General features: G+C 64.7%; 11 protein-coding genes and 2 pseudogenes. 5 read left to right on the top strand and 8 right to left on the bottom strand.

Annotation, left to right across the window (positions count from 1 at the left end):
* Window positions 1-197 precede the first annotated feature (197 nt).
* The 4 genes from NDY25_RS14510 to NDY25_RS14495 all read right to left on the bottom strand — a co-directional run bounded on the left by NDY25_RS14510 (window position 198) and on the right by NDY25_RS14495 (window position 5,434).
* The gene (locus tag NDY25_RS14510; RefSeq protein WP_256627536.1) at window positions 198-338 is read right to left on the bottom strand and encodes a hypothetical protein; all 141 of its coding nucleotides are present in this window, start codon (window positions 336-338) and stop codon (window positions 198-200) included.
* A gap of 539 nt (window positions 339-877) precedes the next feature.
* Window positions 878-2,527, bottom strand: coding sequence for a M28 family metallopeptidase (locus NDY25_RS14505; protein WP_256627999.1), 1,650 nt, complete (start codon window positions 2,525-2,527; stop codon window positions 878-880).
* Between the two features lie 174 nt (window positions 2,528-2,701).
* Complete coding sequence (locus tag NDY25_RS14500) at window positions 2,702-3,685, bottom strand: GGDEF domain-containing protein (protein ID WP_256627535.1); 984 nt, start codon at window positions 3,683-3,685, stop codon at window positions 2,702-2,704.
* A gap of 264 nt (window positions 3,686-3,949) precedes the next feature.
* Window positions 3,950-5,434, bottom strand: a complete 1,485-nt coding sequence (locus NDY25_RS14495; RefSeq protein ID WP_168958684.1) for a SulP family inorganic anion transporter — start codon at window positions 5,432-5,434, stop codon at window positions 3,950-3,952.
* A gap of 202 nt (window positions 5,435-5,636) precedes the next feature.
* On the opposite strand from NDY25_RS14495, the pseudogene NDY25_RS14490 reads away from it, so the two are divergent.
* Window positions 5,637-7,089: pseudogene (locus NDY25_RS14490) on the top strand (cellulase family glycosylhydrolase).
* Between the two features lie 346 nt (window positions 7,090-7,435).
* Complete coding sequence (locus tag NDY25_RS14485; RefSeq protein WP_256627998.1) at window positions 7,436-9,565, top strand: methyl-accepting chemotaxis protein; 2,130 nt, start codon at window positions 7,436-7,438, stop codon at window positions 9,563-9,565.
* Between the two features lie 797 nt (window positions 9,566-10,362).
* On the opposite strand, the gene NDY25_RS14480 is transcribed toward NDY25_RS14485, so the two are convergent.
* Window positions 10,363-13,026 carry a PAS domain S-box protein gene (locus NDY25_RS14480; RefSeq protein WP_256627534.1) on the bottom strand — a complete coding sequence of 888 codons (2,664 nt, stop codon included), beginning with the start codon at window positions 13,024-13,026 and terminating at the stop codon, window positions 10,363-10,365.
* A 162-nt stretch (window positions 13,027-13,188) separates the two neighbouring features.
* Between NDY25_RS14480 and NDY25_RS14475 the strand changes: the two genes are divergently transcribed.
* Entirely contained in the window at window positions 13,189-16,068 is a 2,880-nt protein-coding gene (locus tag NDY25_RS14475; RefSeq protein ID WP_168958688.1) for a M16 family metallopeptidase, read from the top strand.
* Window positions 16,069-16,212: 144 nt separating this feature from the next.
* Here NDY25_RS14475 and NDY25_RS14470 read toward each other — a convergent pair whose 3' ends face one another.
* Window positions 16,213-16,425, bottom strand: a complete 213-nt coding sequence (locus tag NDY25_RS14470) for a hypothetical protein (RefSeq protein WP_256627533.1) — start codon at window positions 16,423-16,425, stop codon at window positions 16,213-16,215.
* A gap of 105 nt (window positions 16,426-16,530) precedes the next feature.
* Between NDY25_RS14470 and NDY25_RS14465 the strand changes: the two genes are divergently transcribed.
* Entirely contained in the window at window positions 16,531-17,460 is a 930-nt protein-coding gene (locus NDY25_RS14465) for a GAF domain-containing protein (RefSeq protein ID WP_168958689.1), read from the top strand.
* Between the two features lie 935 nt (window positions 17,461-18,395).
* On the opposite strand, the gene NDY25_RS14460 is transcribed toward NDY25_RS14465, so the two are convergent.
* Together NDY25_RS14460 and NDY25_RS14455 are read right to left on the bottom strand one after the other, a co-directional pair.
* Window positions 18,396-19,415 (bottom strand): hypothetical protein, encoded by a 1,020-nt coding sequence (locus NDY25_RS14460; protein WP_168958690.1) that lies wholly within the window; start codon window positions 19,413-19,415, stop codon window positions 18,396-18,398.
* 150 nt (window positions 19,416-19,565) lie between these two features.
* Window positions 19,566-20,317, bottom strand: a pseudogene (locus tag NDY25_RS14455) (DNA-formamidopyrimidine glycosylase family protein).
* 107 nt (window positions 20,318-20,424) lie between these two features.
* On the opposite strand from NDY25_RS14455, the gene NDY25_RS14450 reads away from it, so the two are divergent.
* Entirely contained in the window at window positions 20,425-21,201 is a 777-nt protein-coding gene (locus tag NDY25_RS14450; protein WP_168958692.1) for a DUF72 domain-containing protein, read from the top strand.
* Window positions 21,202-21,406 lie beyond the last annotated feature (205 nt).

Below are 21,406 nucleotides of genomic sequence, written 5' to 3'. Positions count from 1 at the left end.
GGCAGCTCTAAGACCACTCCGATGCACAAGCTCTCCTGGCTGCAACTTCACGTCGCGGCTCATCCTAAAGAATCGATCGTTAAGGAAGCGAAGGCCGCTTTCTGTCGTCTTCGCCCCACCCGACGAGGACAGCGCGGCAGACTACGCCGCAGCGACCGAACACAACCCCAACAGATTGCAGCCTGACGCGCGCGCTGTCACGGGCAACGAACCACGCTGTCACGTAAGACAACTGCAAGTGATGTGCCAGGAAGTGCAATCGGTTGCATCGCCGGCGTGATGACGCTGGCGATCGCGGCGATGACGCTGATCGGAAGTGAAGACAACGTGCGCGCCATGGTGTATCGGAATCAGCGATGTGGGTCCTGCACCAACTTCAATGCAGGCCACGAACGGTGCGTTCCGCGCAAGCTCATCACTTCAAGACAACCAGGATTTCGAGTCGTTGCGTCGTTTAGGTGCGATCAAAAGCTTGGTGAGTCGAGGGCGCGGTGCCCTCACCGCTCGCGGGACACGCCGTGAATCCATCCCTGGAGGCTCGGTGGCGGCATCCATGCCGCCACACGGTCCCGCAATCGGTGAGGGCACCGCACTAGAAAGATTGCTGGTCGCTTTGTTGAAAGCCATGCACACCGACCATCTCCACTGGTCCTTGCCCGCCCACCGTCGCGGGACCTTACGCGGCATGGATGCCGCGTAAGAGCCTACACGGACGTACTTGCGGCGTGTCCCGCGATGGTGGGCGGGCAAGGACCCTGCAGCCAAGCCGAAGATCTGCCGCTCTACGACTGACAGAAACGCAGCTAGTCGAGGGCTCGGCATCCTCACCAGAACGTTAGTCGGTCACTGGCTGAAACGCTGTCCGTCGCACACCCTCTTACTTGCGTGCCGCCTCGCTGGCGTCGCGGGTGGCGCGGAACTCCGAGTCGTTGCTCCAGTTGGGCCACTGGCGCGAATCGGCCAGCTGCTGGCCCAGCGCGTAGAGCACGCCCAGATCGCGCGCGGCACCGGCGAAGGTCCAGTCCGGCTTCCACTCGTCGCCCTGCTGGTGATAGCGCTTGGCGGTGTAATCGTCGGAGGCGGCCTTGCCTGCGGCCACGCCGCCCACTTCCCAGTCCTGCCCGGAGGCATACGACAGCGCCGGCACGCCGCGCTTGGCGAAGGAGAAATGATCGGAGCGGAAGAAATACCCCGCCTGCGGCTTGGGATCGGGCGTGTAGCGCAACTTCCACTGGCCGGCCACGCTCTTGAGCTGGTCGAGCAATTCCAGCTTGGCGGTGCCGTAGATGCCGAAATCGCGCGCCGGCACGAACGGGTTCATGCCATCCATGTTGATCACCGCCACCGTGGTGTCCAGCGGATACAGCGGCTTGGAGGCGTAGAACTCCGAACCCAGCAAGCCCTTTTCTTCGGCGGTCACCGCCAGGAATACCACCGAGCGCTCCGGCTTGGGCCCGGCGGCAAAACCGCGTGCCAGTTCCAGCAACGCCGCAGTGCCGCTGGCGTTATCCAGCGCACCGTTGAAGATGGTGTCGCCGCGTGCGTCCGGCTTGCCCACGCCGATGTGGTCCCAATGCGCGCTGTAGATCAGCGTCTCGTCGGGGCGTTTGCTGCCTTCCAGGCGCGCGACCACGTTGTGCGAGGTGATCACGTCGGACTTGACCTGATAGCTGGCGCTCAGGCCCTGGCCCTTGAGCTCGACCGGCTTGAAGCCGCGCGTCTGCGCCTGCTTCTTCAAGGTGTCGAAATCCAGCCCGGCATGCTTGAACAACTCGCTGGCCAGATCGCGCTGGATCCAGCCTTCCAGGGTGGGATGGGCGGCGCGCGGGTTGTCGCGCACTACATCGAACATGGTGTTGGTGTTGGAGCTGGCCACCGTGTCCCAGCCGTAAGAGGCCGGCGCGGTTTCGTGCACCACCAGCACACCGAGCGCGCCCTGACGCGCGCCTTCTTCGTACTTGTAGGTCCAGCGGCCGTAGTAGGTCATGCCGGCACCGTCGAAGGCGCCCTTGCCGGTTTCGAAATCCGGGTCGTTGATCAGCACCACTGCGATCTTGCCCTTCAGATGCACGCCCTTGAAGTCGTCCCAGTCGCGCTCCGGCGCCTTGACCCCGTAGCCGACGAACACCAGCGGTGCGTTGGCGATGTCGACGGTGGATGACCCATCCAGCGCAGCACGGATGGCGATCTGCTTGCCCTGGGTCAGGGTTTGCGGCTTGCCGGCATTCTGCAAAGCGATGGTCGGTGTACCGACGATATCGGCGCGGCGTAGCGGCACCGCCTGGGTCCATGCGCGCTTGCCATCGGTGAGATCACCGCCCGGCTGCAGACCGGCGGCAGCGAACTGCTTGCTCCAGTAGGCAATGGTTTTTTCTTCGCCGGCGGTGGCCGGGCCGCGGCCTTCGTAGGCGTCGGAGGCCAGTTCCTTGACGTCGCGCGAGATGCGCGTGCCATCGAAGGTGGGGGTCGCTGCCATGACTGCAGTCGAGACCGCCATGGCCAGCATTCCCATCGCAAGTCGCTCGATCACGGCTCGCTTCGTCACAACTTGCTTCATCACAGCTCGCTTCACTGCAGCACCGAGGTGTTGTCCAGACAGCCCTGGAGTGTAGCCACTGCGGCGTTTGACCGGGTGTGTGCATTGGCAGTGCAGCTGCATCACCCAACGCGGTACTGCGTTGCCATCCATGGACGACGCCACTCAGAACAGATCGACGCTGCCCACCTGCTGGGTGAGATGCTGCATCTGCCCGCTGGCGACCAACTCGGCGTAGACCTCGGCGCGGTTGCGGCCGTGCTGCTTGGCCCAGTACAGCGCCTTGTCGGCTTCGTCCATCATCTGGCTGATCAAGCGGCCATCGGTCAATTGAACGATGCCGGTGCTGAGCGTGACCTTGCCCACTTGCGGGAAGGCGTACTCGGCCACTGCCAGCCGGAAGCGCTCGAACAGGCTCACCGCCGTATCGCGATCCACCCCGCGCAGCACGATCACGAACTCCTCGCCGCCGAAGCGGAACAGCAGGTCGTCCTGACGGAACGCGCGCTGCATCAGCTGGGCGACCAGCAGCAACACCTCGTCACCGTACAGATGGCCGAAGCTGTCGTTGACGCGCTTGAAGTGATCGATATCCACGATCCCCAGCCACACGCTCTCGCCTGCCAACGCGTCTGCCGCACCGCCTGCGAACAGCCGCAGGATCACATCGTCGAAGGTCTTGCGGTTACGCAGCCCGGTCAGCGCATCGCGCTGGGCATCGTCGAGCAGGCTGCGGTAATTCTGGAAGAAGCGCGCAAAGCCCTGCAGCATCGCCTGCTCGGCGATGCCGGGAACGCGCGAACCACCCACCCGCAGGCACGTGCGGATGCCGCGCGCTTCCATCATCGGGTAGACCAGCAGTGCACGGCCGTCTTCCTCCAGCTGCACCACATCGCCCGCCCCGCGTGCGTCGGCAAGCTGCGCACGCAGCTGCGCGTCGCGGATCTCGGCCACCGTCAACGACAGCCGGCCGTCCTCGCGCAGCCGGGTTTCGGCCATGGTGCGGCCGTCCGGAGCGATGCGCAGCGGTGAGAGTTCTTCAGCTGCACAGACCTCGCGCACGGTGCGTAGCAGGCTCAGATCGAGCAGATCGGCATCGCGAATGGCGGTCAGGTCCACCATCCGTTCCAGCAGCGGTTCGTTGGTCATCGCCGCGCCATCCCGTGCACGGACGCGGGCCCGTAGCACCGCTGGCGGCACGCAGGCAGACATCTCGGGCTGGAACGCACTGGCATCACGACGATCACCGGCAATCTTTGATGTCGGTTCATCGGCGCTATTCAGGCGAACTTGAGGCCGCCACCCGGACACGCTCAGCGTGCGGCCAGCCAGCCCGGGGGCTGTGTGCGTGCCGGCCGCCTGCGTGTCGGCTATGTGCGGCTAGGCCGAATGCGCCCACCCGCCCTGCCGTGCTCAGGGCAGCGAAGATTCCAGCGCGTCTTCGCCCAGTGCGTGCGCCTGCATCAGCCGCCGGCTGCTGGCGTTCAAGCCTGTGACCTGCACCTCCAGGCCATGGTGACGCAGCCGCTGCACCACCTTGTCCAGCGCCGCCACCGCGGTGATATCCCAGAAATGCGCGCGGCTTACGTCGATCAGCACCGTGCGGCCCGGGACCTGGCGTGCATCGAAGGCATCGATGAACACGTCGGCCGAGGCGAAGAACACCTGCCCGCGCACGCTGTAGGTGCGCACGCCATTGTCGTCGCTGTGGCCGATCTGCAGCAGCCCGGCCACCTTGAAAGTGAAGAACACCCCGCTCAACACCACACCCACCGCCACACCCGCAGCAAGGTTGTGGGTGAGCAGGGTCACCGCCACGGTGGCCAGCATCACCACGCTGGAGGTGCGCGGATGGGTCACCACGGTGCGCAGCGAGCGCCAATCGAAGGTCTCGGCCGAGACCATCACCATGATCGCCACCAATGCCACCACTGGCACCTGCGAGACCCACGGCTTGAGCGCCACCATCAGGATCAGCAGAAACACGCCGGCAAACAACGTCGACAATCGCCCACGCCCGCCGTATTTCACGTTGCCCACGGTCTGCCCGATCATGCCGCAGCCGGCAATGCCGCCGAACAGGCTGGCGGCCGCATTGGCGATGCCCAGCCCGGTGCATTCGCGGTTCTTGTCGCTGGGTGTGTCGGTGAGTTCGTCGACTACGCGCGCGGTCATCAGCGATTCGAGCAGGCCTACCATCGCGATGGCCAGCGCCGGCAAGGCGATGATGCGCAAGGTTTCCAGCGTCAAGGACACCGACGGCCATTGCAGGAACGGCAGTGCGTTCGGCAGCTTGCCTAGATCGGCCACGGTCTTCAGCGGCAGATGCAAGGCCGTGCTTGCAACCGTCAGCAGCAGGATGCACAGCAACGGCGAGGGAATCGCCGAGACACCCGGCAGGCGCAGCCGCGGCAGGCCGTAGATGATCGCCAGGCCCACGCCCAACATCACCCAGGTAGTCAGATTGGCGCCATGCAGATGCGGCAGCTGCGCGGCGAAGATCAGCACCGCCAACGCATTGACGAAACCGGTGCGCACCGAGCTGCTGACAAAGCGCATCAGCACGCCCAGCCGCAGCAAGCCGAACAGGATCTGCACCGCACCGGCGAGCAGCCCGGCCGCCAGCAGATACGGCAACCCGTGCGTGGCCACCAGCGGTGCGGCCACCAGCGCCACCGAGCCGGCCGCAGCAGAAATCATCGCCGGGCGTCCACCGCAAAACGCAATCACGATTCCAATGACGAAGGACGCAAACAACCCCACCTGCGGATCCACGCCGGCCACGAACGCGAATGCGATCACTTCGGGAATCAGGGCAAATGTTGCGACCGCACCGGCCATCAGTTCGCGCGAGGGTGAGGCGCGCCATTGCGCCAGTTCGGCACGCAAGAAGGACATTGGGAAGACACTCCGGGGACAGAAAGGACAGCCTGCGGACACTGCGCAGCGGCAATAGTGTGCGGGAAAGCGACCCCCTGCGCGTGATCGGTGCGGCAATGCGCTTTTCTGTGGCTAGGGTCACGCCACATAAAACGGCCGCGGACCAAGATGCCACCCTCACCGCACCCGGGTGTCGGGTCGGTTTCCCAGGGAGATCACCATGTCCATTTTCAGGACTGCAAGCACGCTCGCACTGGCTACGGCGTTGGCGCTGGCCGCCGCACCGGCCTTCAGCTATTCCATCAGCAACAACAAGGTTGTCGACGACAAAGGCAAGGTGGTCCAGCTCAAGGGCGTCAACGTGTTCGGTTTCGAGACCGGCAACCATGTCATCCATGGTCTGTGGGCGCGCAACTGGAAGGACATGATCATCCAGATACAGGGCCTGGGCTTCAACGCCGTGCGCCTGCCGTTCTGCCCGGCCACGCTGCGTGCCACCACCATGCCCAGCAGTATCGACTATGGCCGTAATCCCGATCTGCAGGGCCTGACCTCGCTGCAGATCCTCGACAAGGTGATCAACGAATTCAACGCCCGCGGCATCTACGTGCTGCTGGATCATCACACGCCCGATTGCGGCGCCATTTCCGAGCTCTGGTACACCAGTTCCTATTCCGAAGCGCAATGGCTGGACGACCTGCGCTTTGTGGCCAACCGCTACAAGAACGTGCCCAGAGTGATCGGTGTGGATCTGAAGAACGAACCGCACGGCGCCGCCACCTGGGGCACCGGCAACGCGGCCACCGATTGGAACAAGGCCGCCGAGCGCGGTTCGGCCGCGGTGCTGGCCGTGGCGCCCAAGTGGATCATTGCGGTGGAAGGCATCACCGACAATCCGGTGTGCTCGACCAATGGCGGCATCTTCTGGGGCGGCAATCTGCAGCCGCTGGCTTGCACGCCGTTGAATATTCCAGCCAACCGCCTGTTGCTTGCACCGCATGTGTACGGGCCGGACGTGTTCGTGCAGTCGTACTTCAACGACAGCAACTTCCCCAACAACATGCCCGCGATCTGGGAGCGTCACTTCGGCCAGTTCGCCGGCACCCATGCATTGCTGCTGGGCGAGTTCGGCGGCAAGTACGGCGAAGGCGATGCGCGCGACAAGGTGTGGCAGGACGCATTGGTGAAGTACCTGCGCAGCAAGGGCATCAACGAAGGTTTCTACTGGTCGTGGAATCCCAACAGCGGCGACACCGGCGGCATCCTGCGCGACGACTGGACCAGCGTGCGCGAAGACAAGATGACCTTGTTGCGGACGTTGTGGGGCACGGTGAGCAGCACTACGCCGACGCCGACACCGACTCCTACACCGACTCCCACGCCAACCAACCCCGACGCCTACTCCGACACCGACTCCCACTGGCAGCTTCAGCACCAAGGTGATCGTGGACAGCAGCTGGAGCGGCGGCTCCTGCAATCGCGTGCAAGTCACCAACACCGGCACCGGTAGCGGCACCTGGTCGATCTCGCTGCCGGTCAGCGGCACCGTCAACAATGCCTGGAATGTCACCTGGTCGCAGAGCGGCAGCACGCTCAAGGCCAGCGGCGTGGACTTCAATCGCACCCTGGCAGCGGGCGCAACCGCTGAATTCGGTTTCTGCGCGGCCAGCTGAGTGCGGTGAGGCGGGCACGCAGCGCGTGTCCGCCGTTGCGCTACACGCTGCGGGCAGCTTGCAATGTAAGGACGCGGCGTCATGCATCGAGCGATGGATCGATGCCCGTCACCTGCATGTTCTTGTAGGAGCGCCCTCGGGCGCGATGAGGCGTTATCGATAACGCTTCATCGCGCCCGAGGGCGCTCCACGTTGTATCGGCAGCTATCGCATTGGTGCATGACCTGCGCCGCTCAAGCAGACGCGGCCGCAATCAGCATTCAACCCGGATGTGAATCAGCCGATATCCATGCCATAGCGCCCTGCGCGCGTTTTGGATGTCGTTGCCATGCCTGTTGTGTCGCTATTGCGTCGTCACGTTGCCAATCTCCCACTCACCCGCAAGTTCGTCCTGCTCTGCGCGCTACTGACCGTCGGTGTGATCCTGCTCGCGGTGGCTGCGGCGCGCCTGCAATATCTGGATCTGGTGGAGGCGCGCAAGCTCAGCGTCAAGACCGAGGTCGAGATGGGTCTCACCGTGATGCAGCACTATGCCGACAAGGTCAAAGCCGGCGAGTTGACGGTCGAACAGGCCAAGGCAGCGGCAAGTACAACGCTTGCCGACATGCGCACCAACGATGGCGTGGATTACTTTTTCATCGTCGATCCGCAGATGCGCATCCTGATGCATCCCAAGCGCGCCGTCGGCACCGACATGAGCGATTACAAGAGCGATGCCGGGCAGTACGTGTATCGCGACATCAAGACCGCGATCGAGCGTGGCGATGGCTTCAGCTATTACAACGCACCCAAGCCGGGTAAAAAAGAACAGCTGCCCAAGATCAGCTATGCCAAGACCTTTCCGGCCTGGAACTGGGTCTTGGTGATGGGTGTGTACGCCGAGGACATCCAGGTGCAGGCCTGGGGCTTCACGCGCACCTTGACGTTGATCGGCGGCGCGTTGGTGGCGATGGTGATCGGCCTGTGCTGGTTGATCGCCTCGGCCATGGCCGCGCCGCTGCGTGCCGCGTCGCGCACCGCAGAGGCGATCGCCTCCGGCCGCTTCGATAACGACATTCGGGTCGAATCGCGCGACGAAACTGGCCAGCTGATGCACAGCATGCAGCAGATGCAGAACCAGCTGCAGCGCTTCAACGGCGAGATGCAGACCATGATCCGTTTGCAGCAGGGCGAGAACATCGCGCACCGCATCCCGGAAGATTTCCCCGGCGATTACGGCACGCTGGCGCATGGCGTGAACACGGTGGTGTTCGAACACCTGGATGCCATCAACGAAGCGATGGATGTGATGAGCGACTACGGCCGTGGCGATCTGCGCCGCGACATGCGCCGCCTGCCCGGCCAGCGCGCGGCATTGCATGAAGCCCTGGACACGGTGAAAGGCAATCTGTCGGCGATCAACAGCGACATCGCGCGCCTGGCCGATGCCGCTGCGCGCGGCGATTTCTCTGCACGTGGCGAGCAATCGCGCTACCAGTTCGCGTTTGCGGAAATGGTGCAGGCGTTGAACCGCCTGATGCAGCAGGCCGATGCAGGTCTGGACGATGTGGGCCGCATCATGGCCGCCATTGCCGATGGCGATCTGTCGCAGCGGGTGGAGTCGCATTACGAAGGTGCGTTCGGCCGGCTGGCCAATGCGGCCAACCGCACCGCGATCCAGCTGACCAGCATCGTGCAGGGCATCCAGCATTCGGCCGAGATGATCAACACGGCGGCCGGCGAAATCGCCAGCGGCAATGCCGACCTGTCCACGCGCACCGAGCATCAGGCGGCGAATCTGGAAGAAACCGCAGCATCGATGGAAGAACTGACCTCCACCGTGCGCCAGAATGCCGACAACGCGCGTCAGGCCAACCAGTTGGTCAAGGGCACCGGCTATGTCGCCGAAAGTGGCGGCCGCGTGGTGCAGGAAGTGGTCAGCACCATGCAGGCAATCACGCAATCGTCGGCGCGTATTTCCGACATCATCGGCGTCATCGACGGCATCGCGTTCCAGACCAATATCCTGGCCTTGAACGCGGCGGTGGAAGCCGCACGCGCCGGCGAACAAGGCCGCGGCTTTGCGGTGGTGGCCACCGAAGTGCGCGCCCTGGCGCAGCGCTCGGCCGGTGCCGCCAAGGAGATCAAACAGCTGATTTCCGACTCGGTGGAAAAAGTCGCACAAGGCTCGAACCTGGTGCAACAGGCCGGCAGCACCATGACCGAGGTGGTCAGCTCGGTGAAGCGCGTGACCGACATCATGGCCGAGATCACCGCCGCCAGCACCGAGCAAAGTGCGGGCATCGAGCAGGTCAGCGCCACGGTGATGCAGCTGGATGAAATGACCCAGCAGAACGCCGCGCTGGTGGAAGAAGCCACGGCGGCCGCACGCAGCATGGAAGATCAGGCCGCGGATCTGACGCGCGCGGTGGCGGTGTTCCGGTTGGTGCCGGAGCAAGCTGCACTGCAAAGGCGTTCGGTCGTGCAGGCGGCTTGATTGATGGATGCATAGCCCCTCGCCCTGCGGGGCGAGAAGGCACGGCATGCGCGCCACTAATGCGCATGCCTGGGTCGGCGAGGACACCGCACCAGACAGTTGCCTGGTTGTTTTGTTGAAAACCATGCACACCGACCAAATCGACTGGTCCTTGCAGCCAAGCGACGGATCAACAATCAAAGCTAGGTGAGTCGAGGGCGCGGTGCCCTCACCGCTCGCGGGACACGCCGTGAACCCATCCCTGGGGGCTCGGTGGCGGCATCCATGCCGCCACACGGTCCCGCAAGCGGCGAGGACACCGCACCAGAGAGTTGGTCGTTGCTTTGTTGAAAACCACGCACACCGACCATCCCCACTGGTCCTTGCCCGCCCACCGTCGCGGGACCTTACGCGGCATGGATGCCGCGTAAGAGCCTACACGGACGTACTTGCGGCGTGTCCCGCGATGGTGGGCGGGCAAGGGCCCTGCAGCCAGGCCACAGATCGTCCGCTCTGCAATCGACGCATCCATACCCTTTCGTCACCTCTCCAGACGACAGAGATAGTGGGCCTCAACATCGCAGGTAGTGAACACTTATCGATACCGTTGCATCGCCACTGAAAAAACCAATAAGTGCAATGCGCACTTCTGATTAATCCAATTTAATGGGTAAGCCGTACCCTCATCCGCCCTTTGGGCACCTTCTCCCGGTGGGAGAAGGGAGTGCTCCTGATTGGCGCGGTTTTATGGGTAGGCCGTACCCTCATCCGCCCTGTGGGCACCTTCTCCCGGCGGGAGAAGGGAGCGGCGCGCTTGACTACCGCGCGGCATCGCGCCCGGCAGTAGGTGTGTCGTTGCCGCAGCGGGCGCGTTTTGCGGCGTACATCGCTTCGTCTGCCGCGTGCATCAGGCTGGCCGCGTCGGCGTTTTGGCCGTGTTGCCGGGCGACGCCGATGCTGGAGTGGATCGGCAGGTGTTGTTCGCCGAACACGGCGCCCGCTGCGGCAGCGGCGCGAATCCGTTCTGCCACTGCCGCGCATTCGGTCTGCGGGTCTTGCAGGTCGTCCAGTAGCACCACGAATTCGTCGCCGGCCAGGCGCGCCACCAGATAACGGCTGCCGGCCGCTTGCTGCAGGCAGCGGCCGAAGGCCACCAGTACCGCGTCGCCGGCGCGGTGACCGTGCACGTCGTTGATGCGTTTGAAGCCGTCCAGGTCCAGGAACATCACGGCGACCGCGCGCTGTTGTTGCTGCGCCTGGGTCACGGCGATCTGCAGCGCTTCGGACCAGGCGTGGCGATTCGGTAGGCCGGTCAAGGCATCGCGGGTGGCGCGTTCGTGCATCAGCCGATGCAATGACTTGTGCGCGGTGACGTCGTGCGCCATCAGGAAGAACCCTTGCGCCTGCGTCGATGCGCTCTGCGTCGCGGGCACCAAGGTGATTTCCACATCGCGCGGTGTCGCGCCGCCACGTAACACGTGTTCGAAGCTGGCGCGTTGCCCGGCGATCACCTGCGCCAGTGCAGCGCGCGCGGCAGCGCTGAGATCTTCGCCCAGCACCTGGGTGAGATGGCGGCCGACCAGGCTGGACGGCTCCACGCCGAGCCAGTGGCGATGCGCTTCATTGGCGAACAGGCAACGCTGCTCGGCATCGAACTGGCTGACCAGCGTCGGTGTGGCATCGCTGATCGCACGCAGGCGCGCTTCGCTTTCGGCCAGGCGTTCGGCGGCGACATGGCGTTCGGTGACGTCCTGGATCTGCGAGACGAAATGCACTGGTGCACCGCTGCTGTCGCGCACCAGCGACACCGACAACTGTGCCCAGATCACCGCGCCCTGCTGGCTGATGTAGCGCTTGGCCATGCTGTAACTGTCGCGTTTGCCTTCGATCAGTTCCTGCACCAGACGCAGATCCATATCCAGATCGTCGGGATGGGTGATGGTCTGGAAGGTGGTGCGCAGCAACTGCTCGCGCGGATACCCCAGGATGCTGCACAGCGATGGGTTGACGTCGCGCCATGCGCCGTCCAGCGAGACGATCGCCATGCCTTGCGGGGCGGTCTCGAACGCACCGCTGAAGTGCTCGGCCGCCAGCTGCGCGGCCGCCTGTGCCTGCAGCTCGGCGGTGACGTCGATGGCCATCGCCAAATAGCCGGCCAGCCCTTGCTGCGCGTCATGGATGATGTTGAAGCATAGACGCACCCGCCGTAGCCCGCCGTCCTTGCGTACCAGGGTCCAGATTTCTTCTTCGAGTACATCGCCTGCGGCAGCGGCGGCCAGCTTGATGTACGACGGCGGCGACAACGCAAGCGTGGCCATGTGCCGTTCGAGCTCGGCCGGCAGATGGAACTGCGCAGGGCAGCGACCCAGCACTTCGTCCGCTGCGTAACCCAGCAGGCGCTCGGCGCCGGGATTGAACAATTCGATGCGCCCGTTCGGATCGAAGGCGATGATCGCCACGTCTTGCGAAGCGTCCACCAGCGACTGCAAACGCGCACGCTCGCCCGCCAGCGCAGCCGAGGCATCGCGCAATTGGGTGATGTCGTGCATCACGCACACCGCACCCAACGCGGCGCCCTGATCGCTGACCACCGGGTCGGCATTGCACAGCACGCTGCGCGCGCTCTGGCCGGTGGCACGGATCACCATCTCGGCATTGCGCACGTGCTCGCCGCGCCAGGCACGCACCAGGGGGATGGCTTCGGTAGACAGCAAGGTACTGCCGTCGGCAGCGTAGAGATCGAAATGCTGCGCCCATTGCACCGGCGGCAACAGGCGCGGATCGGTGCCGTGCCATTGCCGCGCGGCATGATTGAACTCGCGCAACATCCCCTCGCTATCGCAGGAGACCACGCCATCAGGCATGGCTTCCAGCAAGCGGCTCAGGGTCTGCCGCTGCGCCTGCGCAGCCAACCGATCGCGACGCGCTTCCAGCTGGCTGGCGGCCTGGCGTGCCAGCCGGATCAGCGCCTGTTTCTGGTTCTCGTCGAGCACCCGCGACCGGGTGCTGAGCGTGCACAAGGTGCCGTACGCATAGCCCTCGCGGCCGATCAGCGGTACGCCCACATACGAGCGGATGCCCGGCGCGGCGGTGACCAGCGGGTTGAGCGCGAAGCGTGGGTCGGCCTCGGCATCGGGTATCTCCAGCAACTCGGTGCCCATTACCGTGTAGGAACAGAACGACACGCTGCGCGGGGTGCCTTCCAGATCGGTGCCGCAACGCGCCTTGAACCACTGGCGGTCGGCATCCAGCAACGACACCAGCGCCATCGGCGCACCGGTGATGTGTGCGGCCAACCAGGCGATGTCGTCGAATTCGGCTTCGGGCTCGGTGTCCAGCACCCCCAACCGGCGCACGGCCTCCACGCGCAAGGCGTCGTTGGCGGGCATCGGCACGGGCGGCAACAGGACGGTCATGGCGTGATCGGCGGGTAGCGTCTGGTCAAGGTAGGTCGCCCCAAGTAACGGCGAGGCGAGGATCAACTTGAGTCAAGCGCGGCCGGGTTCGCTTACACCGCATTTCAGATCTGCCGCCTGTCTTGCACCGCAACGGGCACGGCAGCCGCAGCGACACTGCCAAACAGCATTTGCGGCGCCGCCAACCAGCCACTACCCTCGGCCGATTGTTCCGTTCTGGAGTGTCACATGCTGCGTCCGCTGTCCCTGTTGATCGCCGGTGTGCTCGGCGCCGCCGCCGGCACCGTTGCTCCCGTCGTCGAAGCTGCCCCGGCCAGCCTGTCAAAGCCCGCGGCCAGCAGCGCCATTCCCGAGATCGGCTACACCCGCTTCACCCTGCCCAACGGCCTGACCGTGGTGGTGCACGAAGACCACAAGGCGCCGGTGGTGGCGGTAAGCATCTGGTACCACATCGGTTCCGGCGACGAGCCGGCCGGCAAGACCGGCTTTGCGCACTTGTTCGAGCATCTGATGTTCTCCGGCTCGGAAAACAACAAGGGCAGCTATTTCGCCCCGTTCGAGAAGGTCGGCGCCACCGACATGAACGGCACCACCGGGTTCGACCGCACCAACTATTTCGAAACCGTGCCGACCACCGCGCTGGATACCGCGCTGTGGATGGAATCGGACCGCATGGGCCATCTGCTCGGGGCGATCGGCCAGGAAGAACTCGATACCCAGCGTGGCGTGGTGCAGAACGAAAAACGCCAGGGCGAGAACCGCCCATACGGCCGCGTGGACCAGAACATCCTGTCCAACCTGTTCCCGGCCAACCATCCGTATCAGCACGACGCCATCGGCTCGATGGAAGACCTGGACGCGGCCTCGCTGGCCGACGTCAAACAGTGGTTCAACGACAACTATGGCGCCGCCAACACCACCCTGGTGCTGGCCGGCGACATCACCGTGGCGCAGGCGCGCGCCAAGGCGCTGCAGTATTTCGGCGATATCCCGTCCGGCAAGCCGGTGGCACGCCAGCAGCCGTGGGTGACCCCGCTGGCCGCGCAGAAGCGTGGCGTGCAGCACGACCATGTCTCGCAACCGCGCATCTACCGCACCTGGGTCGCGCCGCAACTCGGTAGCGATGCGGCGATCCAGCTGGACCTGGCCACCACCGTGCTCGGCGGTGGCAAGACCTCGCGGCTGTATCAGCGTCTGGTCTATCAGGACAATCTGGTCGACGACGTGTCGGCGTCGATCCAGGCCTTCGCCTTGTCCAGCCAGGTACAGATCCAGGCCGATGTGAAGGACGGTGTGGACCCGGCCAAGGTCGAGGCGATCATCGACGAGGAACTCAAGAAATTCATCGCCCAGGGCCCCACCGCCGACGAACTGCAGCGTGCGCAGGTGGCCTACCGCGCCGGCTTCGTGCGCGGGCTGGAAAAGGTCGGCGGCTTCACCGGCAAGGCGGTGATCCTGGCCGAGGGCCAGGTCTATCGCGGCGACCCGGGCGCCTACAAGCAGGATCTGCAGCGCGGGCAGGCCGCCAGCGTGGACAGCGTCAAGCAGGCCGCTGCCAGCTGGTTCGGCAAGGGCGACTATCTGCTCACCGTGTTGCCGGCCGGCAAGAATTTCGACCCCGCCGCCGAAGACAGGGCGGTGGTCGCACGTGGCGACGAACCGGGCAAACCGGCGCCCAAGCTGCCGGCCGCCGGCAAGTACAAGATCACCGCCTCCACGCTGGACCGCAGCAAGGGCGTGCCGGAGACCAGCCAGTTCCCCGATCTGAGCTTCCCGCAGTTGCAGCGCGGCAAGTTGAAGAACGGCATCGAGGTGATCCTGGCCGAGCGCCACACCATCCCGGTGACCCAGGTGGAGTTGCTGTTCGATGCCGGCTATGCGGCCGACCAGGGCAAGAAGCTGGGCACCGCCAGCTTCAGCGCCGCGCTGATGAACGAGAGCACCGCCGCGCTGGATTCGGTGGAAGTGGCGCAGCGCCGCCAGCGCCTGGGCGCGATCACCGCAGTCGGCTGCGATCTGGACAGCTGCAGCGCCTCGCTGGACGCGCTCAACGACCAACTGCAGCCCTCGCTGCAATTGTTCTCCGACATCGTGCGCAACCCGGCCTTCAAGGCCGCCGACATCGAGCGCATCCGCAGCCAGTGGCTGGCCGGCATCGCACAGGAAAAGACCCAGCCCAACAGCCTGGCGCTGCGGGCACTGCCGCCGTTGTTGTTCGGCCAGAATCACCCCTACGGCATCCCGCTCACCGGCAGCGGCACCCAGGCGGCGATCAAGAGCCTCAACGCCCAGGACCTGCAGGCCTTCCACAGCCAGTGGCTGCGTCCGGACAACCTGCGCATCCTGGTGGCCGGCGACACCACGCTGGCGCAGATCATCCCGCAGCTCGATGCCGCCTTCGGCGACTGGAAGGCACCGAGCACCCCGTTGCCGAAGAAGAACCTGGCCAACGTCGCCGCGCAGCCCAAGCCGCGCGTGTATCTGATCAATCGCCCGGATGCGCCGCAGTCGGTGATCCTGGCCGGCCTGCTCGCCCCGTCCACCAAGGCGCCGGACAACCTGGCCATCGGCGTGGCCAATGGCGCCTTCGGCGGCACTTTCACCTCGCGCTTGAACATGAACCTGCGCGAGAACAAGCGTTGGGCCTATGGCGCCGGCACCCGCATGCTGGATGCGCAGGGCCAGCGGCCGTATCTGTTTTCGGCACCGGTGCAGACCGACAAGACCGCCGAATCGGCCAACGAGATTCTCAAGGAAGCCACCGCGATCATCGGCGACACGCCGCTGACCACCGAGGAGATCGAGAAGATCAAGAACCAGCGCATCCGCGCCCTGCCCGGCAGCTTCGAAACCACCGGCGCGGTACTGGGTGCGATCGAAGGCATCGTGCAGTTCGACCGCCCCGACGATTACGTGCAGACGCTCAAGCCGCGCCTGGAAGCGATCGACCAGCCGGCTGCGCAGAAAGCCATCAAGCAGATCATCGCGCCCAAGGCGATGACCTGGGTGATCGTGGGCGATCTGAAGAAGATCGAAGCCCCGGTGCGTGCGCTCAAGCTGGGCGAGGTGCAGGTGCTCGACGTGGACGGCAAGCCGGTCAAGCGCTGAGGGCGATTGACCCACCGGCTGCGCTGCTGCCAAGCGGCGCGGTCGGGTTGTGCGGCGTTGGGATGTCTCCAGACGCACGGACAGGACGCCTGCACGTGAGTGCGTGCAGGCCGATCAGGAACTGCAAGGACGCAGCCCGCAGCTTTAGGTGACATCCGCGCCGCCATGCAAGCGTTGGCGTTCGGCGGCGGCAGGCAAACTTGCCGCATCCATGCCCGCTGGTGGCTCGCCATGCGCGTAGTGGTTGCGCGGATCATCCACATCGGAGCTGTCGCCCAGGTGCAGATTGTTGAACAGATGCACCTGCCCATCGCGCAGCCGCGGGCAGGCGGCAACCGCGTTGCTGCGTCTTCCCATGCTCGGTGTCAGGTCACGCCAACGCACCTGGCCAATATCCACGCCGCGTTATCGGCAACGCCGGTATCGTGGCAGCTTCTCGCTCGCGCTTGTCTGGCTTATTCAATGAAAGAAATGCCCATGGCTGACGAAGCCTCTCGCCAACAGGTTCTGGATGGCTACCGCATCGTCGACAGCCTGCCCGAGGACACCTATCAAGACGTCGTGCAGGTGGCGGCTTCGTTGTGCGGCACGCCAATCGCACTGATGTCGCTGGTCGACCGCGACCGCCAGTGGTTCAAGGCCCAACTGGGTCTGGGCATGCAGCAGACCGATCGCAGCCAGGCAGTGTGCGATCACGCCATCCGTAGCCCCGAGCACCTGATGGAAGTGCACGACCTGACCAAGGACACGCGCTTTGCCGATGTGTCGGTGGTCACCGGCGAAACCGGTGCGCGGTTCTACGCCGGCATGCCGCTGGTGACCTCCGACGGCGTGGCATTGGGCACGGTCTGCGTGCTCGACACCGAGCCGCGCACGCTCACCGAGATTCAACGCACCGGCCTGCAGGCCTTGGCGCGCGTCACCATGCGCCTGCTGGACGAGCGCAAGCGCGAATTGCAGCTCGAGCGCGAGGCGATTTTGCAGCCGGTGGCGCCGGTTGCCTCCAGGACCAGCGCCGACACTGGTTATTACCTGGTCATCCTGGAAGTGCAGGAACTGGCCGCGCTGGCCGAAAAACAAAGCGAGCGGCTACTGGGCCGCGCCTTGCAACAGCTCGATCAGACCCTGGCCGCGCATGTACAAGCCAGCGGGGACAGCGTGGACCGGGTCACCGAAAGCGCGGAGTTCATCGCCGTGCTGCGCGGCCCCGATGCCGAACAGAAGCTGCAGGGCCTGCGTGACATCGCCCAGCAACAACATGCGCTCGGGCTCACCGTGCTGATCGGCGAGGCGCAGGCGACCCGTGGCGATGAACCGATCGGCCAGGTATTCCTGCGTGCGGAAGTGGCGCTGAGTATCGAAAAAGACCGCTATCGGCAGAGTCTGACGTAGGGCGGACTCAGATTAAGAGTACGGCTCAGTAAAAGTATGGCGTGGACAGACTCATAGCCTGCTGTAGCGCTGGGGCTGGCCGTATGTAGGGGTAGCGCTTGGATCGGCCTTATGCGGCGCTGGGATTGGCGTTATGTAGAGCTCGGATTGGGCTGTTGTGAGGCGGGCGTCGCCGTGATTCGACTCCTGACGGCCATACGCGGCTGGGCTGGGCGGTTGGGCGCATGCAGGCATAAGGGCAAGAGCGGCTGGTCCCCTTCTCCCATCGGGAGAAGGTGGCGCGCAGCGCCGGATGAGGGTGCGGTTGCCAAGCGATCGTGCAGCGCCTGGTGTGCAAGCTCCTGCAAACCCTGGCTGCCTCCAACCAAAACACATCCCTCACTCGTCGATTTAGAGCGGCTGGAAGGTGATTGAATGGTGCGGATGCGCCGGTTTCTAGAGCAGATGATCTGCGGCTTGGCTGCAAGGCCCTTGCCCGCCCACCATCGCGGGACACGCCGCAAGTACGTCCGTGTAGGCTCTTACGCGGCATCCATGCCGCGTAAGGTCCCGCGACGGTGGGCGGGCAAGGACCAGTCAAGAATGTCGGTATGCATGATTGCGAGCAGTGCATCAGTGCGTTGTTCGGACAACGTTGCGTCCGAAAATCTTCTCATCGCAAGCCGAGCAACAGGCAGGTTTATATCAGGCAACCGACCAACTTACTGGTGTGGTGTCCTCACCGATTGCGGGACCGTGTGGCGGCATGGATGCCGCCACCGAGCCTCCAGGGACGGATTCACGGCGTGTCCCGCACCCGGTGCGGGCGCCGCGGACTCGACCTACTCATCCTCACACATCAACGGTGCGCGTGTTGCAGACACGCTGCCGCTATTGATACAGCGTCAGAGAGGTTTTGTTAGTCGCTCTTGGTCAGCTGCACACTAACCAACCCGTCACCCAGTCGCGCACTGCTTCAACTGGCGATCGGCATACCACAGCGCGCGGCGGGCCAGATCGTAGGCGCTGTCGGCCTGGCGCGGCAGCATTTGCGCAGCCATCACCGGGTCGGCGCCGTTGTTCAAGGCGTGCTCGGCGCGCTCAAGATCGCCCAGATGCGTGCGCACTGGCGACAACAGGGTTTTGCGTTTTGACGCGTCGCAACGCGCACTGCGTTGCTCCAGCGCCGCCAGCGCCTCGCGGATGCGGCGGCTGGCTTCGCCCTTGAGATCGGGCGGTGTCTCGTGCGCGATCGGCGCGGCCTTGTAGGCATCGCCGGTCGCTTCGCTGCCCATCTCGGCCTGATTGCCGGCCAACGCGGGATTGAAGCGCACATCCGGCGGCGGTCGCGCCTTGGCCACCTGCGTCTGCGGGCCGTTGAGCATGTCGTTGAATTTTTTCATGCCGCGATTCATTTCCTGCATCGCCACATCGCCGAGCGTGCCGTCGCTCTTCCAGTCCTTGGCGAAGCGGGTGTCCTGGTATTGCACCGGGTTGACCCGCTCCATCACATTGCGCGCCTTGGCCTGCGCGCGCTCATCGCTCATGCCCGGCGGCACGGCGGTACCGTTTTGCGCCATCGGATCTATTTGCGCCGTTTGCGGCATGCGCAAACGGCCTTCGCGGGTATAGAGCTGGGCCGCCATCGATTCGTTGGCCGGCGCGTTGGCGGCGGCCACCTGGCGCTGCGGTGGTGGGGTCCGTGTGGGCGGCGGCGCACTGCGGGCGGCCGATGCCGCAGCGGCGGCAGGCGCAGCGCGCGGTGTGCGCTCGCGTGGTTGCGGCGGCTCCACCGGTGCCGGCAGTGTCAGCTGCGGGCGCGGCACGAAATACACCTGCAAACTGTCGTCGTGTCGCAGGGTTTCGCGCGGCGGCGGCATATACAGCAACAGACAGGCAAGAAAGAACAGCATGGCGCCCGTGCATGCGACTGCGGCGACATGCGGGACAAGCGTTTCCTTCCTGCGGGTAGTCACAATGCGGGAGACCGATGAGATGAGAGATGCGCACGCCACACCGTGAACCCGGTGCAGGACGCACAAATCTAGCGGGCGCTGCGCCTGCGCGCGTTTGAAATTCGTTGTCTGGCCAGAAAGAGCCAGCCGCCATTCACGTTGAGCGCTGGGTCACACATCCTCGCCCCGGTAAAGCCGTTGGCAAACTTCGCAGAAAAACGCACGCCGCCCGGCCTTGCCCAGGTGCTTTCGATACTGCAGCGGGGCGCCATCGCGCGGGCAGCTGGTTTTGGTATGCACCTGGTAATTCTTTTTCAGCACGAAGGCCTTTTTCCAGGTGTAGAAATCGAAGCTGTACTCACGCGCCTGCGTGACCAGTTCGCCAAGCTTGCGCGCCGGCAACGCGCCCACTGTGCTCTCCGGATGCACACGGATGCGGTGCAGCACTTCGTTCTTGATGATGTTGCCGACGCCGGCAAAGATGCTCTGATCCAGCAATGCATCGGCGGCGAGCATGGACGGCGCGGCGCGCAACTTGCGCCGTGCCTGTGCGCCATCCCAAAGGGGATGCATGACATCCGCCGTCCAGTCGTACACCTCGTCCAAGGGGCGATCGATAAACTGCACCGAGCAGGCGTAGAAGTTCAGCCGCTGGCCCTTGGAAAATTCCAGACGCAAACGCGGCACCGCATTGGGCTTGTCTTCGTCGATGCGATAACTGCCGAACAACAGAAAATGGATGCGCACGCTGAACTGCGCGCACTCGATCAAAAGTGCTTGCCCCAGCTGCGTAACGCCAGCACTTTCTGTTGATCCAGGCGCGCAATGTCCTGCTTGCTGTTGCCGGAGACACGCAGGATCTTGCGACCGACAAAGGCCTCGGTTTGTTCGCGCAGGATGACAAGGGACGGGCCTTCTGGCATGTGCCCAGTATCGAAGTCGTGGGTGAGTCGGCCGTGATCGCACTGCACACGCAATGCTGACGCGCGCACATGCATAGAGTGCTGCCCGATCGCATCGCTCACCCGTCATGTCGCCTCGTTCGTCCATCGCCGTGCCGCGTGTGCGCTGTGGCTGTGCAGGCTGGTCGATTCCGGCCGCCGACCGCGCGGCGTTTGCTGACGGTGCCAGCGTGTTGCAGCGTTACGCCACGCGTTTTGATGCGGTTGAAATCAACTCCTCGTTCTATCGCCCGCACCGCGCCAGCACTTATGCGCGCTGGGCCGACAGCGTGCCGGAGGATTTCCGTTTTTCGGTCAAGCTGCCGCGCAGCATCAGCCACGATGCGCGCCTGCGTGCGGCCGGTCCGTTGCTGGATGCCTTTCTCGCCCAGGCCGGCGCGCTGGGCACGCGGCTGGGCTGCCTGCTGCTGCAGTTGCCGCCCAGCGCCGCCTTCGATGCGCGCGTGGCGGCCAGCTTTTTCGCGATGCTGCGGCGGCGCTGGGACGGCGGCGTGGTGTGCGAGCCGCGCCACGCCAGCTGGTTTCTGCCGCAGGCACAGGCGCTGCTGACGCGCCACCACATCGCACGCTGCGCCGCCGACCCGTCGCCGGTTCCCGAAGCCGCCACACCAAGCCCTACCGCCGGGCCGTACTACTGGCGCTGGCATGGCGCGCCGCGCATCTACTACAGCAGTTACGACGACAGCGCGATGCAGGCATTAGCCGACGCGGTGCGCAATGCACCGCAGAACGCGGCGCATCCGCAGGCCGAACGCTGGGTGATCTTCGACAACACTGCCGCCGGGCTGGCAGTGCCCAACGCGCTGCAGCTGCAGCGTTTGCTGGGAACCGACCGCAAGCGCTAGTCCGTGTTGATGGAGCGTGTGAGACCACGTCCCATCTGCGGGCGGCGGCGCGTCCAACAACACGCCCCATCAGCTGGATGAGCGATCGGTCGCCCAGGATCGCCATCCACCTACGCATGCAACGCTTTAGAGCGGCCGACAAAACTCCTGCACGGCTGCCAGGCGGGCGCGGTTGGTACTCGCAATCGCAGCTCAGCCCGCGACG

The sequence above is a fragment of the Xanthomonas hortorum pv. pelargonii genome (assembly GCF_024499015.1).
Lineage (GTDB): Bacteria > Pseudomonadota > Gammaproteobacteria > Xanthomonadales > Xanthomonadaceae > Xanthomonas > Xanthomonas hortorum_B.
The sequence above is the reverse complement of the archived record's forward strand: the minus strand, read 5'-3'. Positions and strand labels throughout refer to the sequence as shown.

Bases quoted from the DNA above. Each gene is read 5' to 3' on its own strand.
- NDY25_RS14510 (WP_256627536.1), bottom strand. From the start codon at position 338: ATGGCGCGCACGTTGTCTTCACTTCCGATCAGCGTCATCGCCGCGATC.
- NDY25_RS14500 (WP_256627535.1), bottom strand. From the start codon at position 3,685: ATGACCAACGAACCGCTGCTGGAACGGATGGTGGACCTGACCGCCATT.
- NDY25_RS14495 (WP_168958684.1), bottom strand. From the start codon at position 5,434: ATGTCCTTCTTGCGTGCCGAACTGGCGCAATGGCGCGCCTCACCCTCG.
- NDY25_RS14475 (WP_168958688.1), top strand. From the start codon at position 13,189: ATGCTGCGTCCGCTGTCCCTGTTGATCGCCGGTGTGCTCGGCGCCGCC.
- NDY25_RS14470 (WP_256627533.1), bottom strand. From the start codon at position 16,425: ATGGGAAGACGCAGCAACGCGGTTGCCGCCTGCCCGCGGCTGCGCGAT.
- NDY25_RS14465 (WP_168958689.1), top strand. From the start codon at position 16,531: ATGAAAGAAATGCCCATGGCTGACGAAGCCTCTCGCCAACAGGTTCTG.
- NDY25_RS14450 (WP_168958692.1), top strand. From the start codon at position 20,425: ATGTCGCCTCGTTCGTCCATCGCCGTGCCGCGTGTGCGCTGTGGCTGT.